The organism is Allobosea spartocytisi (assembly GCF_014764685.1).
Classification (GTDB): domain Bacteria; phylum Pseudomonadota; class Alphaproteobacteria; order Rhizobiales; family Beijerinckiaceae; genus Allobosea; species Allobosea spartocytisi.
This window is the reverse complement of the sequence record NZ_JACXWY010000004.1, coordinates 1-17,563: the sequence shown is the minus strand read 5'-3', so window position 1 is coordinate 17,563 and position 17,563 is coordinate 1. Positions and strand designations below refer to the sequence as shown.

The window sequence follows — 17,563 nt, the reverse complement described above, 5'->3', positions numbered from 1 at the left end:
GATGCTGCGCACGCGTGTCCTGAGTCAGACCGAGCGACAGCCGGCGAGGCCCGTCCTCACCGCTTCGCTCGACCTTGCCGCGCGCCTGCCCCGCCTTATCCTCGAAGCTCGCCGCGTCTCGGCCAGTGTCCACGGCATTCACGGCCGCCGCCGAGCCGGGCCGGGCGAAACCTTCTGGCAATACCGGCCGCTGGTCGCCGGCGAATCCGCCTCGCGCATCGACTGGCGCCGCTCCGCTCGTGACGGCCACCTCTTCGTGCGCGAGCGGGAATGGGAAGCCTCCCACACCGTCTGGCTCTGGATCGACCGCTCGGCGTCGATGGGCTTCGCCTCCTCGCTCGCCCTGACCTCCAAGATCGACCGCGCCCTCGTCTCCGGCTTCGCCCTGGCCGAGACGCTGGTCGAAGGCGGCGAGCGCGTCGGCCATCTCGGGCTGACCCGGCCGCTCGCCTCGCGCAACATCATCGAATTGCTCGCCCAGGCCATCGTCGCCGACCGCAAGAGCGCGGAAGACGATCTGCCGCCAGCCATGCCGCTGCCAAGGCTCGCCGATGCGATCATCATCACCGACGGGCTCTCGCCCTCCGCCTCGCTGGCGCAGCGCATCGGCACCCTGTCGTCGAGCGGTGCGCGCGGCCATATCCTGCTGATCGCCGATCCGATCGAGGAAACCTTCCCCTTCACCGGCCAGGCCGAGCTTTTCGACCTCGAGGACGGCCTGACCCTGCGCGTCGGCGATGCCGGTTCCTGGGGCGAGGAATATCGCCAGCGGCTCGCCGCCCATCGCGAGGCGATCAGGGAGGCCTGCCGCAAGGCCGGCTGGACCCTGACGCTCCACCGCACCGACCGGCCGGCGAGCGAGGGCGTGCTGCGCGTCGCGAGCCTCATTGCCGCCGCGCGCGGCGCTTCCGGCTTCTAGGGAGGGACGCGAGATGTTCGGCGCCCTGCCCCTGACCTTCTCCGCACCGCTGGCGCTGGCGGCGCTCGCCTTGCTGCCGGCGCTCTGGCTGCTGCTGCGAGTGACGCCGCCGCGCCCGCGCCGCATCGACTTCCCGCCGCTCAAGATCATGGCCGACCTCGTCCCGAGGCGGGAGACGCCGGCGCATACGCCCTGGTGGCTGCTCGCCTTGCGGATGGCCGTGGCCGCGCTCGCCATCCTCGCGGTTGCCGGCCCGGTCTGGAATCCCCCCCGCGATGCCGGGCCGGCGCGCGGCCCGGTGCTGCTCCTCGTCGATAACGGCTTCGCTGCCGCGCCCGACTGGGCGGAGCGCATCGCCGTCGCCGAATCCCGCATCGCCGCCGCGACCCGCGAAGGCCGCACCGTCGCCGTGGTGGGCCTGGCCGAGAACCCGGCGGAAATCTCGCTGCTCGATCCGCGCACCGCTCTTGAGCGCCTGCGGGCCATGACGCTCGAACCGCATGCGCCGGACCGCGCCGCTCACCTGCCCCGCATCGAGAATGTCCTGCGCAATGCGCCGGAGGCCGAGATCGTCTGGGTGTCGGACGGGCTCGCGATCGGTGACCCCGGCCCCTTCCTGTCCCGGCTGAAGCAGGTTGCCGGCAACCGTCGCCTCGCCATCCATGCCGGCCCGGCGGTCCAGCTCGCGCTGGCGGCTCCCGAGAACCAGGCTGGAGCTCTCACCGTGAAGGTGCTGCGCCCGAACGCCGCCGCTCCCGCCACCGGCACAGTCCGCGCGCTCGACCTGAAAGGCTTGTCGCTCGGTAACGCCCCCTTCGTCTTCGAGGGCTCGGCGCTGGAAACCACCGCGCGCCTGACCCTGCCGATCGAGGTGCGCAACGCCGTCTCGCGTCTGGAGATCGCCGGCATCCGCAGCGCCGGAGCCGTCGCCCTGCTCGACGAGAGCTCGAAGCGCCGCCGCGTCGGCATCGTCTCGGGCACCACGGCCGACACCGCCCAGCCGCTGCTCTCCCCGACCTATTACGTCTCGCGCGCGCTCCAGCCCTTCGCCGAGATCCGCGAGCCGCGCCAGGGCTCGAACGATCCGATCGGCGAATTGCTGGCACAGAACCTCTCCGTGCTGGTGCTCGCCGATATCGGTGCGCTCGACCGCGAGACGACCGCGAAGATCGGTGATTTCGTGCAGCGCGGCGGGGTGCTGCTGCGCTTCGCCGGCCCGCGCCTGGCGGCCAGCTCCGACGAGTTGACCCCGGTCAAGCTGCGTCGTGGCGGGCGCACGCTCGGCGGCGGCCTCTCCTGGGACACGCCGCGCAAGCTCGCCGCCTTCACCCGCGAGAGCCCCTTCTTCGGCCTGACCATCGGCGCCGAGCTCCGCGTCAACCGTCAGATCCTGGCCGAGCCCGAGCCGAACCTCTCCCGCAAGACCTGGGCGGCGCTGGAAGACGGCACACCGGTCGTCACCGGCGAGCACCGCGGCGACGGGCTCATCGCGATGTTCCACGTCACCGCCGACACCACCTGGTCGAACCTGCCGCTCTCCGGCCTCTTCGTCGAGATGCTGCGCAAGGTCGTCAATCTCGCCGGCGCCGGAACGACCGCCGACACGCAGGGCGAGGAAGTCCGGGCCGAGACGCTGTCGCCGACCCGCGTGCTCGACGGTCTCGGCCAGTTCCGCAGCCCGCCGGCGACGAGCCAGCCGGTCGCCCGCAACTTCGCCGGGCGCGCGACGCTGCTGCATCCGCCCGGCCTCTACGGCCCCACGGAAGGCTCCTTTGCCGTGAATGCGCTTGCCCCGAACGACAGGATCGCCGCGCTCGACCTTGCCAGCCTCGGCGCTCCCATCCTGCCGATCGACGAGCCGATCGCGCGCGACATCCGCCCGCCGCTGCTCGTCCTCGCCTTGCTGCTGCTGGTCGCCGACACGCTCGCGACGCTCTGGCTCGGCGGACGTCTCGGCTTCGGTCGTGCCCGCCGCACCGCCGCGCCGGCCGCGATCCTGCTCGCCCTGGCGCTCTTTGGCGGGCTCTGGGGCGGGCTCGCGCCCGAACCGGCCCGGGCCCAGACCGCCCCCGCGCAGCCTCCCTCCGCAACGCAGTCGGCCGCCCTTCCGCCAATCCCGCGCGAGCTCCTCGCCAATGGCGCGATGACGCGGCTCGCCTATGTCGTCACCGGCGACAGGGCGGTGGACGACATCTCGAAAGCCGGGCTGACGGGTCTGAACACCGTGCTCGGCGCCCGCACCGCGCTCGAACCGGGCGACCCCGTGGGTGTCAATGTCGAGCGTGACGAGCTCGCCTTCTTCCCGGTGCTCTACTGGCCGATCGTCGCCGGCCGCCCGATCCCCTCGGCCGAGACGCTGCGCAAGCTCGAAGCCTATATGAAGGGCGGCGGCCTCGTGATCTTCGACACGCGTGACGCCATGAGCGCCCGGCCCGGCGGCGGCACCACGCCCGAGGGCGACCAGCTCAAGCGCATGCTGCAGACGCTCGATATTCCCGAGCTCGAGCCCCTGCCCGCCGACCACGTCCTGACCAAGACCTTCTACATCCTGAACGGGCTCGTCGGCCGCTACGACACCGGCACCACCTGGGTCGAGACCCTGCCGCCCGCCGATGACGAAGGCCGCCGCCCGGCGCGCGCCGGCGACAATGTCTCGCCCATCGTCATCACCTCGAACGATCTCGCCGCCGCCTGGGCGATCGACCGGCGCGGTGAGGGGCTGGTCCCGCTCTCGGGCTCCGATCCGCGCCAGCGCGAGCTCGCCCTGCGGGCCGGCATCAATCTCGTGATGTATGCGCTGACCGGCAACTACAAGGCCGACCAGGTCCATGTCCCGGCTCTGCTCGAGAGGCTGGGGCAATAGCCATGTGGAGCTTCTCCTTCGCCCCGCTGATCCCGCTGCCGCTTTTGATCGGCCTCGCCGTGCTGGCGGCCGTCTCCGCAGGCGCGGCCATCGTGCTGGCCGGCCGCAGCGCCATCCTGCGCGCGCTCGCGCTGGCGGTGCTGGCCATCGCGCTCGCCGACCCCTCCCTGGTCTTCGAGGACCGCGAGCCGGTGAAGGACGTCGTCTCGGTCGTGGTCGACCGCTCGGCCTCGAACCGCCTCGCCGACCGCACGGCCCAGACCGACGCCGCCCTGGCCGATGTCGAACGGCAATTGCGCGGCATCCCGAATGTCGAGACCCGCATCGTCGACGTCCGCGACGCGCAGGGCACGAGCGACGGCACCCGCCTGTTCGAGGCGCTGACCAACAGCCTCGCCGACGTGCCTTCCGAACGCGTCGCCGGCGCCATCGCGATCACCGACGGCCTCGCCCATGACGCGCCGCCCAATGCCGAGGTGCTCGGCCTGCGCGCGCCGCTGCATGTCCTGACCACCGGCCGCAACGCCGAGATCGACCGGCGCATCGTGCTGGTCGATTCGCCGCGCTTCGGCATCGTCGGCAAGGACCAGATCATCCGGCTGCGCGTCGTCGACAAGGGCGGCCCCGGCCGCGCCGGGCTGACCATCCGTCGCGACGGCGAGATCGTCGCCCGCCGCGAGGTCGCGACCGGGCAGGTCGTGCAGGTGCCGGTGCGCATCGATCGCGGCGGGCCGAACGTCGTCGAAATCGAGGCCTCCCCGCTCGACAACGAACTGACGCTCGCCAACAACCGCGCGGTCATCACCATCGAGGGAGTCAGGGACAAACTGCGCGTGCTGCTGGTCTCGGGCGAGCCGCATCCGGGCGAGCGCACATGGCGCAACCTGCTCAAGGCCGACGCCAATGTCGACCTCGTCCATTTCACCATCCTGCGTCCGCCGGAGAAGCAGGACGGTACGCCGATCAACGAATTGTCGCTGATCGCCTTTCCGACGCGCGAGCTGTTCCAGGTCAAGATCAAGGAATTCGACCTGATCATCTTCGACCGCTACGCCAACCAGTCGATCCTGCCGCTGGTCTATTTCGACAACATCGTCCGCTATGTCCGCGAAGGCGGGGCGCTGCTCGTCGCCGCCGGCCCCGAATATGCCGGCGGGCAGACGCTCGCGCGCACGCCGCTCGGCCAGATCCTGCCGGCCGTGCCGGATGGCAGCGTCATCGACGAGGCTTATCGCGCCCGCGTCAGCGACCTCGGCAAGCGCCACCCCGTCACCCGCGACCTGCCAGGCTCGGAGGTCGATCCGCCGCGTTGGGGCGAGTGGCTGCGCATGGTCGGCGCGCAGGCGCGAGCCGGTGCCGCCCCGGTGATGACCGGCCCCGGCGACCGCCCGCTCCTGATGCTCTCACGGGAGCAGAAGGGCCGTGTCGCGCTCTTCCTCTCCGACCATGAATGGCTCTGGGCCCGCGGCTTCCGCAATGGCGGCCCCTATCTCGACCTGCTCAGGCGCCTCAGCCACTGGCTGATGAAGGAGCCGGAGCTGGAGGAGGAGGCGCTGCGCGCCACCGCCCGCAACGGCATCGTCGAGGTCGAGCGCCAGACGCTGGGTGACAATCCCTCCCCCGTCACCATCACCGGCCCCGACGGCGGGTCGCGGCAGGTCGCGCTCGAAGCCGGACAGCCCGGTCTCTTCACCGCCCGGATCCCGACAGACCAGCAGGGCCTTTATCGCCTCACCGCCGACAACCTCACCGCCTTCGCCAGCGTCGGCCCGGAGAATCCGCGCGAGCTGATGGATGTGGTCAGCGATCCCAACGCGCTGCAGGCGCTGGCCCAGTCGACCGGCGGCTCCTCGCGCCGCATCGGCCATGAAGGCGATTCCGGCGTCAACGTTCCGCGCATCGTCCCGGTACGCTCCGGCAGCCAGTTCGCCGGCGCCGACTGGATCGGCCTCAGGATCAGCGATTCCGGCATCGTCCGCGGCGTCCAGATCTCGCCGCTCTTCGTCGGTCTGATCGGGCTCGCGATCCTGTTCGGCGCGCTCGTCGCCGGCTGGCTCGGCGAGAGCGGAAGGCGCTTCAGGCGCGAGGCGTAGCCCGCTGCGGGCTCACCGCCCCGCGCCGCTGCGCCAGCACGCCCTCGACGAGCTCCAGCGCCAGGAAGCGCGAGGGATCGGCAGGGCCGGGCAGGATGAGCTGCCCCGGCGGAATGACCTTGAAGCCGAAGCGGGCGTAATAGGGCGCATCGCCAATCAGCATGACGAGGTCGTGCCCGGCCGCGCGCGCCGCCTCGATCGAGCGGTTCATCAGCGCCGCGCCGATCCCCCTGCCCTCGAAGGCCGGATCGACCGTCAGCGGCCCGAGCATCAGCGCCGTATGTCCGCCGGCGGCGACCGGCGTCACCTTGACCGAGCCCACGAGGAAGGTGCCGACATGTGCCGCGAAGGACAAAGCCGGATCGGGCGGCACGCCTTCGCGCAGGCGGAAGGCGGTGCGCGCGAAGCGGCCGGGGCCGAAGGCGCGCTCATGCAGCCGCTCGATGGCGGCCTGGTCCACGGGAAGCTCGTGGCGAATGGTCAAAGGCAGGGATGTCATGACGACCGGAGAAAACAGCAGCGGCGGGATAATGACGAAGGCCGGGCGCGCGGGCGCTCAGGCCGGGAGGCGCATTCAGCGCATCGGTCGTCGCAGGTCGCTCTGGCTGTGAAGGTCGTTCATCGAGCGCGCCTCTAGCAGAGCTTCGCATGGGCGTCCATCGCTTCCTGCGCAGCCATGGCCGGCTTGCCGCCTCGCAGCGATTGGTTTCAACTCCTCCTCGACCTGCAAGAGCAACGACAAGCGGGCGGGCCAGAGCGTGCCGATGCGCAGACGCCTCCCCGAAAACGGAGGAAACCTCATGATGAACAAGCTGATGCGGGCGGGCATCGCGGCCCTGGCGGTCGCCTGCGCGCTGCCTGCGGGAGCCCAGCAGCAAGGCGGGCCGAACAAGGCTCCGCCGCGCGACGAATTCTTCTGGCTCGGCGAGATCAACAAGGCGAGCACCGTCATCAACAGCCAGGCGGGCCTGCTCGACAAGGCGCTCGCCCCCAAGATCGCACAGGGCATCGCGCGGGTGATCGAGGCCGGCAACCAGCCCGGCGCCAGGCGCCCCTCGACCGTCATCACCTTCGAGCCGCTGATGATCAAGGAGGCCGGTGTCGAGGTCACGCTGATCCATGCCGGCCGCTCAAGCCAGGACATGCACGCGACCTATCGCGCGGCGATCATGCGCGACCGGCTGCTGGCATTGGCCGACCAGCTCGGCAAGACCATGCGGACGATGGTCGAGCTGGCCGCGGCGCATCAAGGCACCATCGTCCCCAACTACACCAACGGCGTCGCCGCCCAGCCCAACAGCTATGGCCATTACCTGCTCGGCCTCGTCGCCGGCTTCGACAGGGACGCCCAGCGCATCCGCGAGTTCTACGCCCGGCTCGACCATTCGCCGATGGGCACGACCGTGCTCAACGGCACGAGCTGGCCGCTCGACCGCCAGCGCATGGCCAATTATCTCGGCTTCGGCGCCCTCGTCGACAACGCCTATGATGCCTCGCAGATCGCGGCCGCCGATCTGCCCGTCGAAGCGGGCTCCATCGTCACCGGCATCGCGCTCCATGCCGGCGGCTATATTCAGGACGTGATGACGCAATATGCGCAGCCACGCCCCTGGATTCTCCTGCGCGAAGAAGGCGGCACCACCGGCGGCGGCACCACCTATGTGTCGAGCGCCATGCCGCAGAAGCGCAATCCCGGCCTGCTCAACGGCACGCGCGAGCAGGCCTCGACAGCGCTCACATTGGCGATGGGCCCGGTCTTCAAGGCCCACAACATCCCGCCCGGCATGCCCGACGCCAAGGACGCCAAGGCCAACAGCGCGATGATCGACAGCGCCACGAGGACCCTTCAGGATCTCGACCGCATCCTGAAGGCGCTGGCGATCGATCCCGAACGGGCTCTGGACGAGCTCAACAGCGACTGGACCGCCTCCCAGGAACTCGCCGACGTGCTGATGCGGAGGTACAAGCTGCCCTTCCGCGCCGGGCACCATTTCGCCTCCGAGGTCGTCGATTACGCCAAGCTCAACGCCATCAAGCCGACCGATTTCCCCTATGCGCAGGCCCAGGCGATCTATCGCAAGGCCGCCGCCGAAATGCAGCTTTCGCCGGCCGAGCTGCCGATGAGCGAGGCCGAGTTTCGCGCGACGCTCGATCCCGTCGCCATCGTGAAGAACCGAGCCACCTCCGGCGGCCCGCAGCCGGCTGAAATGGAGCGCATGCTGCGCGAGACCCGGCAGCGCCTCGACCAGCAGGATGGCTGGGTCAAGGAGAAGCGCGCGCGGATCGCCGATGCTCTCGCCAGGCTCGACGCGGATTTCACCGCGCTCGCCAAAAGCGCCAACTGACACGAGCGCGAACTGACGACCTTCGGGTGCCTTCCGGCCCGCCTTACCAATCGGCGGCCGGCGGCAGATCCTTGGCGATCTCCTCCAGCCGACGGCGCGTCCCGGCCGTCACGCCCTCCGGCAGGTGGTCGAGCGGAAAGAAGCCGGCCTCGGCGATCTCGCGATCGGGTCGCTTGACGCTATCCACCCGGAAGGCCCGCACGACATAGAGCGCGACATGGTCGCGCCGCGAGACGCGGCGGTTGAAATAGATGCCGTGCAGGCGGGGCGTGCCCGTCGGCGTGATGCAGGCCTCCTCCTGCAGCTCGCGCACCAATGCGTCCAGGACCGTCTCCCCCACCTCGACCCCGCCGCCGGGAAGATGCCAGCCGGGAACATAGGTGTGGCGGATGAGGAAGACCTCGCCGGCTTCGCTGATCACAGCCACCCGCACCCCGAAGGTGACGCTGCGGACCAGCCGGAAATAAAGATGCAGCAGGCGCCCCAGCATTCGGCGCGCCCATGAAAGGCCGGGCTCTTCACGCATGGCCCTTTCGGGCGGTGATGGCTCCATCGGCTCGTTTTCCCATCCCAGATGAATTGTCTATGCAAAAACTGCATAACGGACGCGTTAGATTAACTCTGGCCCTGTCACAAACGCGCCCCAAATGAGGGTGCATAGAAACGCCTGTCCGCTGGAACCCGAACCATGTTGCTCTCTTTCATCATCTCCCGCTTCAAGGCCAAGCCGGCCTATGTCTGGAAGCCCGCCGTCACGATGACCGATTCCCGCATCGTGTCCGAGCTCACCGGCGCTGCCAACTAAGATCACCTGTCCGCCCCGCCGACCGCGCTGAATTGCGCGCTTGACGGGGGGCCTGCCGTGAGGGCAAGCGCTGGAGCGTGTTCAAGCTCGCGCACCTGTCCGACCCGCATCTCGGCCCGCTGGCCGGGTTTTCTTTGCATCAGCTTCTCGGCAAGCGCGCGACCGGTTACGTCAACTGGCGCCGCAAGCGCCGGCATGCGCATGACATGGACATCCTGGCGCGGATCGTCGCCGATATCCATGCGCAAGCTCCCGATCACGTCGCCTGCACCGGCGATGTCGCGCATATCGGCTTGCCGAACGAGTTCAAGACAGCCGTCTCCTTCCTCGACACGCTGGGGCCCCGCGAAGCGGTCAGCTTCGTGCCGGGCAATCACGACGCCTATGCGCGCTCCTCGCTGAAGGCGCTCGCCAGCCTGCTGGCGCCCTGGTCGGCGAGCGACGACGGCGTCGCCGCTTATCCCTGGTATCGCCGCCGCGGGCCGGTGGCCCTGATCGGCGTCAGCAGCGCCGTGCCGACCCTGCCGCTGATGGCGACGGGCCGCGTCGGCGGCGAGCAGATCGCCAGGACGGGCGCACTGCTCGACCGCGCCCGCGACGAGAAGCTGATCCGCGTCATCCTCATCCACCACCCGCCCTATGTCGGCGGCGCCAAGCGCGGCCGCGAACTGGTCGATGCTGCCGCCTTCGAGGGCATGCTGAAGCAGAAGGGCGCCGACCTCGTCCTGCACGGCCACAACCACATGTTCTCGCTGGCCTGGCGCCCGGGCCCGGAGCACGACATGCCGATCGTCGGCGTGCCCTCCGCCTCGCTCGGCCCGCTCGGCCATGGCGAACTCGGCACCTGGCATCTCCTCCATATCGACGGTCACGCCGGGAAGCCGCAGATCACGCTGGAGCAGCGCGGCTTCGAGCCTGACGGAACGGTCATGCTCCGCCAGACGATCGCGCTGCACGCAAAGCCCGTGTAACGCCGGCACAACGTTACTTTTGCTCCCTCCGCATTTACCCGTCTTTCACGCGCAGGTCGTAGGCTCTCTTCAGGGAAGGAGCGTGCGATGTTTGCCGGAACGCTCGGCCGCAGCCAGTTCTTCGTCAGGTCAAGTCTGCTCGGCCTGGCCGAGACCGCGGTCCTGCTGACCTGCGTCGCAGTCCAGCACGAGGCCTTCTTCGGTCCACCCGGACAGGGGCGCTACCGGCTGGCCGCGACGGCTTTCCTGATCGGTGCCTTTTTCGGATACAAGCGCATCAGCTATGCCATCCGCCGCAACCGCGACGCCGGCGGTGGCGAATTGCTGGCCGGCATCTACCTGATCGTCACCTGCACGGCGCTCGCCCTGCAAATCCAGGCCTTGATCGTACGGACGAACGAAAGCCCGCTGAACGGCACGGAACATGCCGGCCTGGTCTATCTCCTGCTGGGCGGCTTCTGGTTCTATCTCCTGTACGCGCCATCCGCGCCCGCCGAGGCGCGCAGCGGCGTCAATTCGTCACCCGGCCGCTTCATCTCGGCCGATGGCGACCCGGCGCGCGTCGATACGCAGCTCTCGCTGGCCATGGAACAGGCGATCGCCGGCGAGAGGCCGATCCCGATCGTGCCCGTCCCCGCCCGCCCACCGGGCTTCCTCGGCTCGGCCCGTCAGGCGCCGGTGCCGCACCGGCGAACCGAATTCGGCCGGCGCGGTCTGAAATAGGACATCGGCCCGAAAAGCGGACTGCGGTTTTCGGGAAAAGCCGATGCTGTAGCCGGCCCGCTCAGACGCAGCGCCCGCCATCGACGGCCAGCACGCTGCCGGTCACCATGTCGGCCTCGTCCGAGCACAGGAACAATGCGGCATTGGCGATGTCCTGCGGCGTCGAGAAGCGGCCCCACGGAATCGAGGCCGTGAACTGCGCGCGCCGCTCCGGCGTGTCCTCCCCCATGAAGGTGGCCAGCAGCGGCGTCTCGCCCGCGACCGGCGCGATGGCGTTGACGCGGATCTTGTCCGGCGCGAGCTCGACCGCCATCGATTGCGAGATCAGGTTCGCGGCGCCCTTCGAGCCATTGTACCAGGTCAGGCCGGGGCGCGGCCGCACGCCCGCCGTCGAGCCGATATTGAGGATGACGCCGCCGCCATGCTGGCGGAAATGCGGCACGGTCGCCCGCGCCATCAGATAGATCGACTTGACGTTGACCGCGAAGATCCGGTCGAACTCCTCCTCGGTCACTTCGGTCATCGGCTTGTTGCGATGGGTCGTGCCGGCATTGTTGACGACGATGTCGAGCCGCCCGACCTTGGCGAGGATCTTCTCCACCGCCTTGTCGACGCTCTTGGCCTTGCCGACATCGCAGGTGACGGCGAAAGCCTTGCGGCCGATCGCCTTCGCAGCCTCCTTCGCCTTGTCGCCGTTGATATCGAGCACCGCGACGCGTGCGCCCTCGCGCACGAAAGTCTCGGCGATGCCGAAGCCGAAACCCTGTGCCGCGCCGGTCACCAGCGCCGTCTTGCCCTTCAGTCTCATGGTCGTTCCTCGTGATCTCGATTTGCCGCGATGTTTGAAACGATTGAGCGCGGTCGTAAATGCGCTTTTGGGCGGGGCCGGATACGGAAATCGAATGGCTACTCGTCATTCTCGGGCGAAGCGAAGCGCAGACCCGAGAACCTCATGACGAGAGAGCGCTGGTTTACGAGATGCTCGGGTCAAGCCCGAGCATGACGGCGAGGAGTTACGCCCCGATCTCCTCGCGCAGCATCTCGAGCTCCAGCCAGCGCTCCTCAGCGTCGCCGATCTCGCGCGCGACCTCTTCCAGCCGCGCCGTCGCCTTGGCGAAGAGCTTCGGGTCGCGGGTGTAGAGATCGCCCGCCACGGCGGCGTTGAGCTTGGCGGCTTCCGCCTGCAACGCCTCGATTTTCTTGGGCAAGGTTTCCAGCGCATGCTTCTCGTTGAAGGAGAGCTTGCGTTTCGCGCTCGAAGCGGCGGGCGCAGCCAAAGGAGCGGATTTCGGCGCGGCGGCGGGCGCCTTCTCGACGGCCCTCGCCTTCGCGCCGACGCCGCGCCCACGCTGCGTCAGCATGTCGGAATAGCCGCCGGCATATTCGGTCCAGACCCCGTCGCCATCCGAGATCAGCACGGCCGAGACGACCCGGTCGAGGAAGTCGCGATCATGGCTGACCAGCAGCACCGTGCCCTGATAGTCGGCCAGCAGCTCCTGCAGCAGGTCGAGGGTTTCGAGGTCGAGATCGTTGGTCGGCTCGTCCAGCACCAGCAGGTTCGAGGGCTTCGCGAGCGCGCGCGCCAGCATCAGGCGCCCGCGCTCCCCACCCGAGAGCGCGCCGACCGCCGTGCCACGCTGCAAAGGCTGGAACAGGAAGTCCTTCATATAGGAGATGACATGGCGCGGCTGGCCGCCGACCATGACCTGGTCCGAGCCGCCACCGGTCAGCGCATCGCCCAGCGGCGTCGCCGGATCGAGGCTTTCGCGGCGCTGGTCGAGCGTCATCATCTCCAGTGAGGTGCCGAGCTTCACCGTGCCGGAATCGGGCTGAAGCCCGCCGGTCAGCAAATTGATCAGCGTGGTCTTGCCGGCCCCGTTCGGTCCGACGATGCCGATCCGGTCGCCGCGCGCCACCCTGAGCGACAGGTTCTTGACGACGACGTTATCGCCATAGGCCTTGGCGACATCCACCGCCTCGATCACGAGCTTGCCGGAGGTCTGCGCCTCGCTCGCCTCCAGCCGGACATTGCCGGTGGCGGCGCGTGCGGTGCGGCGCTGGTCGCGCAGCGCGAACAGCTCGCCAAGCCGGCGCTGGTTGCGGGTGCGCCGGGCGCTAACGCCATAGCGCAGCCAGTCCTCCTCGCGCGCGATCTTGCGGTCGAGCTTGTGGCGGTCGAGCTCCTCCTGAGCCAGCACCTCGTCGCGCCAGGCCTCGAAATCTCCGAAGCCCTTCTCCATCCGCCGCGTCACGCCGCGATCGAGCCAGACGGTGGCGCGTGACAGCGAGGTCAGGAAGCGCCGGTCGTGGCTGATCAGCACCATGGCCGAGCGCAACGACTTCAATTCCTGCTCCAGCCATTCGATGACGGGCAGGTCGAGATGGTTGGTCGGTTCGTCGAGAAGCAGAATGTCCGGCTCCGGCGCCAGCACCCGGGCCAGCGCTGCGCGCCGGGACTCGCCGCCGGACATGGTGGCGGGGTTCTCCTCGCCGGTCAGGCCGAGCTCCGTGACCAGATATTGCGCGCGATAGGCGTCGTCGCCCGGCCCGAGGCCAGCTTCGACATAGGCGAGCGAGGTCTTGTAGCCGGTGAAATCCGGCTCCTGCGGCAAATAGCGGATGGTCGCGCCGGGCTGCACGAAACGCTCGGCATGGTCGGGCTCGACGAGCCCCGCAGCGATCTTGAGCAGGGTCGACTTGCCCGAGCCGTTGCGCCCGACGAGGCTGACCCGCTCGCCGGCCGAGACGGATATCTCGGCCGCTTCGAGCAGCGGCTGTCCGCCGAAGGTGAGCGCGACGTCGCGCAGATGCAGCAAAGGGGCCATGGTTCGTCCTGTGAACTGGCCTGCGGGATAGAGCATCGGACCGAAAAGTGGAAACCACTTTTCGGATCGATCCGATGCTGCATGAAGACAAGAGTGCAGGCGCCGCTGTCACGCCCGCCGGACATGGCATGCTGCTTGCCAGCCGAAATCGCGCCCTTATCGTGGCCCTCGCCTCGAGTCGAAAGCCAGCCATGCCTTCAGCCCGCCCGCGCCCCATCGGAATCGGCCATAACGGCGGCCCGCCCCTGCAAGAACGCAAGCGGCGCGCGGAAACCGGCAAGGGCACGATCGGCCGCTATTTCGACTGGCGCTTCGCCCATCGCAAGGCCTGGAAGAAGCCGCGCGAGGTCGCCATCAGCCGGCAGGAGAAGGCCGAGGCGCTCGGCCTGACCTATGAGGAATATTCGCTCGAGATCATGGAGCGCGGCTATTACCCGCAGCCCGAGCATGTCGAGACGATCAAGTCCAGGCGCGCCCAGCGGCGCAAGGACGGTGGCGTCGTCGGCCAGTCGCTCAAGGGCATGAAGCTGAGCTGAGACGCCTGCCTCAGCCCCCGAGCCAGCGCCGCGCCAGTCGCGTCGCCGGCCGCTCGAAACAGCGATGGAGCAGCAGCGCCGCGACGACCGCGCCGGTCAGCGCGAGCACGATGTAAAGCGCCGGCCAGGCCAGCCCCACCCTCAAGCTGGCCTCGCGCATGCCCCGGATCACGAAGGGGTGGACGAGGTAGAGCGCATAGGAGGCGTCTCCGACCGCCGCCAGCGCCTTGACCGGCAGCAGCGGTACGATGCCCTCCCGGCCGCAGGAAGCCGCCAGCACCAGCAGCAGGGCCGCCGATCCGCGCCAGAGCACGCTGCTCCAGCCGCCATCGGTTCCCGGAACATGCGCGGCGGCTACGAGCACCGCGACGCCGGCCGCCGCGACCGCGATCCGCGCCGCGCCATGCAGGCGCAAGCCTCGCCCACGCAACACCGCGATACCCATGCCGGCGGCGAATTCGAGGACGATCGGCTGCCCCCAGAACGCGAAGGGCAACGGCGTCGGCCCGCCCAGGCTCTCCGCTGCGACCAGCAGCGCCAGCGCCAGCGCGACCGCCGGCAAGGTCCAGCGCGCCGGCAGCAGGAGCCCGACGGCGAACAGGGCGTAGAACAGCATCTCGTAATTCAGCGTCCAGCCCAACGAATAGACCGGCTGCACCACCCCCTGCGTCGAGACTGCAGGCCAGAACAGGTAGGAGCCGAGGACCTGGCCGAGGCTCGGCGCGCCGGAGTTGAGCAGCGCCGGAACGGCGAGGCCGACGAGCAGGAACAGCGTCGTCATCGCCCAGTAGAGCGGCACGATGCGGGCGAGGCGCCGCCTCAGGAAGGCGAGCGAAGCGCCCTGCCGCCCGAACAGGTCCTGCGAGGCATGGACCATGATGAAGCCCGAGACGACGAAGAAGATGTCGACGCCGGCCATCCAGGGCAGCATGTCGTTGCGGGCGAAGGCGAGCCCCGCGCGCTCCGCCACGATGGCGGCATCGGGCTGGACATGGTGCACGGCGACCATGAACGCCGCGAGCGCGCGCAGGACCTGGATGGAATGGATGGGCTGCACGCGATCTCGATGTTTTCGGAAGGACGGGTCTGTGGAAGGCGCTCAGCCAAACCACAACCGCTTGGGATCGTCGAGGCCGAAACGCGGCAGATTGGCCGCGATCGCCGCAAGCCCCTGCTCGGCGGCATCCTGCGCCGTGATGACATGCAGGGCGAAGCGCGCCGCCAGAGCCTCCATCGGCGGCTTGCCCGCGAACACGGCCTTGACGGTCGCGCGGTCCGCCAGCGGCAGGAGCTTCGGCGCGATGCCGCCCGCGATGAAGACCCCGCCCGTCGCCTTGAACGAGAGGGCGAGATCGCCCGCGACGCGCGCGAGCAGGCGCCAGAAGCAGACGACCGTCATCAGCGCCGCCGGATTTCCGTCCAGCGCGAGGCGGCTGATATCGGCAGCGCTGGTATCGGCCTCCGCCATGCCCGAGGTTGCGACCACGGCGCGGTGGAGGCGGACGAGCCCGTCGCCGCTGAGCAGATGCTCGACCGTGAGGCGCGGCAGCCCGGCCGCCAGCACCGGCCACATCCGCTGTTCCGTCGGGTCTTCCGGGCCAATGCCGATATGCCCTGCCTCGGTCGGGATCAGGAAACCGCGCTCGCCGCGCGTCAGCAACGCCGAGGCGCCGAACCCCGTACCCGGACCGAGCACGAGCTTCACCCCCTCCGGCTCCGGATCACCCTCGACCAGCGTCTCGACATCGCCCGGATTCAAGACCGCGAGGGAAGCCGCGAGGGCTTCGAAATCATTGACCAGGAGCCCTTGGTTCAAGCTGAGAGCCTGGGCGATCCGCGGCCCGTCGAACTGCCAGCTCGCATTGGTCAACTGGGCGCTGCGGCCATCGAGCGGCCCGGCCACGGCGAGGATCGCCGAGCGCGGCCGTTCCGGCAGTTCGGCGATGACGCTCTCGAAAGCCGCTTCCGGCGTCGGGTAGCTGCCCGTGCCGATCCGCGCCAGGGCACGCTGCGGGCTGTCTGGATCCCCCGCCAGCGACAGCCGGCAGTTCGTGCCGCCGATATCGGCGAGCAGGACGGGATAGGCGATCGATGGCGGGCGCATCAGAGCGGCTTTCGCCAGGGCGCGAACCAGCCGAGCCCCTCCAGCGTCCCGTGCTCCGGCTTGTACTCGCAGCCGACGAAGCCGCCATAGCCGAGCGCGTCGAGCTCGGCGAAGAGCCGGGGATAGTCGGGGCCGGAGGCATCGGGCTCGTGCCGGCCATTGGCCCGCGCGATCTGGACATGGCCGACGAGTGGATAGAGCGCCTTGAGCTTGCCCGACACGTCGCCATGGATCAGCGCGCAGTGATACATGTCGAATTGCAGCTTCACGTTCGGCCGCCCGGCCTCGCGCACATAAGCGGCGGCCCGGTCGAAATCGTTGAGGAAATAGCCCGGCATGTCCTTGCCGTTGATCGGCTCGAGCAGAAGGTCGATGCCGTGCTCGCCGAGCCTGTCGGCGGCATAGGCGATCGAGGCACGATAGGTTTTCTGTGCGGTCGGGTCGTCGGGGTCGGCAAGCCCCGCCATCATGTGCAGGCGTGGGACGCCGGTCTCATGGACATAGGCCAGCGCCGTATCGACGGAAGCCTTGAACTCCGCCTCGCGCCCGGCCAGCGCCGCGATGCCCCGCTCTCCGGCCGCCCAGTCGCCCGGCGGCAGGTTGAACAGTGCCTGCTCCAGCTCGCCGCCGGCCAGCGCCAGCCCGACCTGCTCGGGCGCATGCTCATAGGGGAACAGGAATTCGACGGCCTCGAACCCTGCTTCCGACGCAGCCTTGAAACGATCGAGGAAGCCCCACTCCGTGAACATCATCGAGAGATTGGCGGCAAAGCGCGGCATGAACGGCCTCTGGCAGACTTAGAGCAGTTTCGAGCGAAGCGGATACCGGTTCGCCTGAAGACAATGCGACACGATAAGGATCGAGAACCTTTCCACGCTTCGGAGAAACGCGGGAACGCTCAAGGTCTGAACGACCGGCGCAAGCTAGCGCGCCGAGCCGGCCGCGTCATGACCCAACGCGACACGGCGGCGATGCGTTCCGACGGATAGCCTATGCGGTGATGGAATCAGCTCTGCAAGATGGCGTAGACGTCGCCCGAGCCGGCTGTCCGAGGCAGCCCGCGCAGATAATCCCCCATCGCCTCAGCCGTGACGGCCTCCCCCAGCGCGAGCTTCTGGGTTTCCCCGAGCGCGACGTTGAAGCGATAGCGCCCGAGCGTTTCCAGCAGCGCCAGGCAGCCCTCGGCGACATCGTGCTGGATCGTCTTGAACTCGAAGCAGATCACCTGCACCGGCTTGGTCAGCCCGGCCAGCACATGCGCCTCGAAGCCTTCGACATCGATCTTGAGCAGATGCGGCAGGCCGTATCGCGCAATCAGCTTGTCGAGCGTCGTGCAAGGCACCGTGATCTCGTGATCCCAGCCCTGCCCCGCCCTGCCC

General features: G+C 69.0%; 15 protein-coding genes. 7 read left to right on the top strand and 8 right to left on the bottom strand.

The window, feature by feature from the left end; genetic code table 11:
* Nucleotide 1 precedes the first annotated feature (1 nt).
* From IED13_RS07560 to IED13_RS07550, 3 genes are read left to right on the top strand one after another with little or no spacing between them, the layout of a single operon-like run.
* Nucleotides 2-919 carry a DUF58 domain-containing protein gene (locus tag IED13_RS07560; RefSeq protein WP_191123831.1) on the top strand — a complete coding sequence of 306 codons (918 nt, stop codon included), beginning with the start codon at nt 2-4 and terminating at the stop codon, nt 917-919.
* Nucleotides 920-932: 13 nt separating this feature from the next.
* Complete coding sequence (locus IED13_RS07555) at nt 933-3,782, top strand: DUF4159 domain-containing protein (RefSeq protein ID WP_191123830.1); 2,850 nt, start codon at nt 933-935, stop codon at nt 3,780-3,782.
* Between the two features lie 2 nt (nt 3,783-3,784).
* Nucleotides 3,785-5,875, top strand: a complete 2,091-nt coding sequence (locus IED13_RS07550; RefSeq protein ID WP_191123829.1) for a hypothetical protein — start codon at nt 3,785-3,787, stop codon at nt 5,873-5,875.
* Here IED13_RS07550 and IED13_RS07545 read toward each other — a convergent pair.
* Nucleotides 5,859-6,374: a GNAT family N-acetyltransferase gene (locus IED13_RS07545; protein WP_191123828.1), complete on the bottom strand. Its 516-nt coding sequence runs from the start codon at nt 6,372-6,374 to the stop codon at nt 5,859-5,861. The genes IED13_RS07550 and IED13_RS07545 overlap by 17 nt on opposite strands.
* Nucleotides 6,375-6,675: 301 nt before the next feature.
* Here IED13_RS07545 and IED13_RS07540 point away from each other — a divergent pair, with 301 nt between their 5' ends.
* Nucleotides 6,676-8,220, top strand: a complete 1,545-nt coding sequence (locus tag IED13_RS07540; protein ID WP_248312493.1) for a lyase family protein — start codon at nt 6,676-6,678, stop codon at nt 8,218-8,220.
* Between the two features lie 43 nt (nt 8,221-8,263).
* Here IED13_RS07540 and IED13_RS07535 read toward each other — a convergent pair whose 3' ends face one another.
* Entirely contained in the window at nt 8,264-8,746 is a 483-nt protein-coding gene (locus tag IED13_RS07535) for an NUDIX domain-containing protein (RefSeq protein WP_248312492.1), read from the bottom strand.
* A gap of 356 nt (nt 8,747-9,102) precedes the next feature.
* Between IED13_RS07535 and IED13_RS07530 the strand changes: the two genes are divergently transcribed.
* Both IED13_RS07530 and IED13_RS07525 read left to right on the top strand, forming a co-directional pair.
* Nucleotides 9,103-9,996 (top strand): metallophosphoesterase family protein, encoded by an 894-nt coding sequence (locus IED13_RS07530; RefSeq protein WP_191123826.1) that lies wholly within the window; start codon nt 9,103-9,105, stop codon nt 9,994-9,996.
* Between the two features lie 87 nt (nt 9,997-10,083).
* On the top strand, nt 10,084-10,719 hold the full coding sequence (locus IED13_RS07525; protein ID WP_191123825.1) for a hypothetical protein: 636 nt from the start codon (nt 10,084-10,086) through the stop codon (nt 10,717-10,719).
* Nucleotides 10,720-10,780: 61 nt separating this feature from the next.
* On the opposite strand, the gene IED13_RS07520 is transcribed toward IED13_RS07525, so the two are convergent.
* Together IED13_RS07520 and IED13_RS07515 are read right to left on the bottom strand one after the other, a co-directional pair.
* Nucleotides 10,781-11,527, bottom strand: coding sequence for a glucose 1-dehydrogenase (locus IED13_RS07520; RefSeq protein WP_133562802.1), 747 nt, complete (start codon nt 11,525-11,527; stop codon nt 10,781-10,783).
* 205 nt (nt 11,528-11,732) lie between these two features.
* Complete coding sequence (locus IED13_RS07515) at nt 11,733-13,544, bottom strand: ABC-F family ATP-binding cassette domain-containing protein (protein WP_191123824.1); 1,812 nt, start codon at nt 13,542-13,544, stop codon at nt 11,733-11,735.
* 191 nt (nt 13,545-13,735) lie between these two features.
* Between IED13_RS07515 and IED13_RS07510 the strand changes: the two genes are divergently transcribed.
* Nucleotides 13,736-14,080, top strand: a complete 345-nt coding sequence (locus tag IED13_RS07510; protein ID WP_051987535.1) for a hypothetical protein — start codon at nt 13,736-13,738, stop codon at nt 14,078-14,080.
* Nucleotides 14,081-14,090: 10 nt separating this feature from the next.
* Here the strand turns inward: IED13_RS07510 and IED13_RS07505 are convergent, their stop codons facing one another.
* The 4 genes from IED13_RS07505 to IED13_RS07490 form a co-directional block, all read right to left on the bottom strand.
* Complete coding sequence (locus IED13_RS07505; protein ID WP_260368401.1) at nt 14,091-15,137, bottom strand: acyltransferase family protein; 1,047 nt, start codon at nt 15,135-15,137, stop codon at nt 14,091-14,093.
* 42 nt (nt 15,138-15,179) lie between these two features.
* A complete protein-coding gene (locus IED13_RS07500; protein WP_038359281.1) occupies nt 15,180-16,184 on the bottom strand; it encodes a glucokinase in 1,005 nt (334 codons plus the stop codon).
* A complete protein-coding gene (gene otnI, locus IED13_RS07495; protein WP_038359283.1) occupies nt 16,184-16,963 on the bottom strand; it encodes a 2-oxo-tetronate isomerase in 780 nt (259 codons plus the stop codon). Before otnI ends, IED13_RS07500 begins: the two co-directional genes overlap by 1 nt.
* Before the next feature lie 227 nt (nt 16,964-17,190).
* Nucleotides 17,191-17,563, bottom strand: a 373-nt coding sequence (locus tag IED13_RS07490; RefSeq protein ID WP_191123823.1) for an FkbM family methyltransferase, incomplete at its 5' end; no start/stop codon positions are given.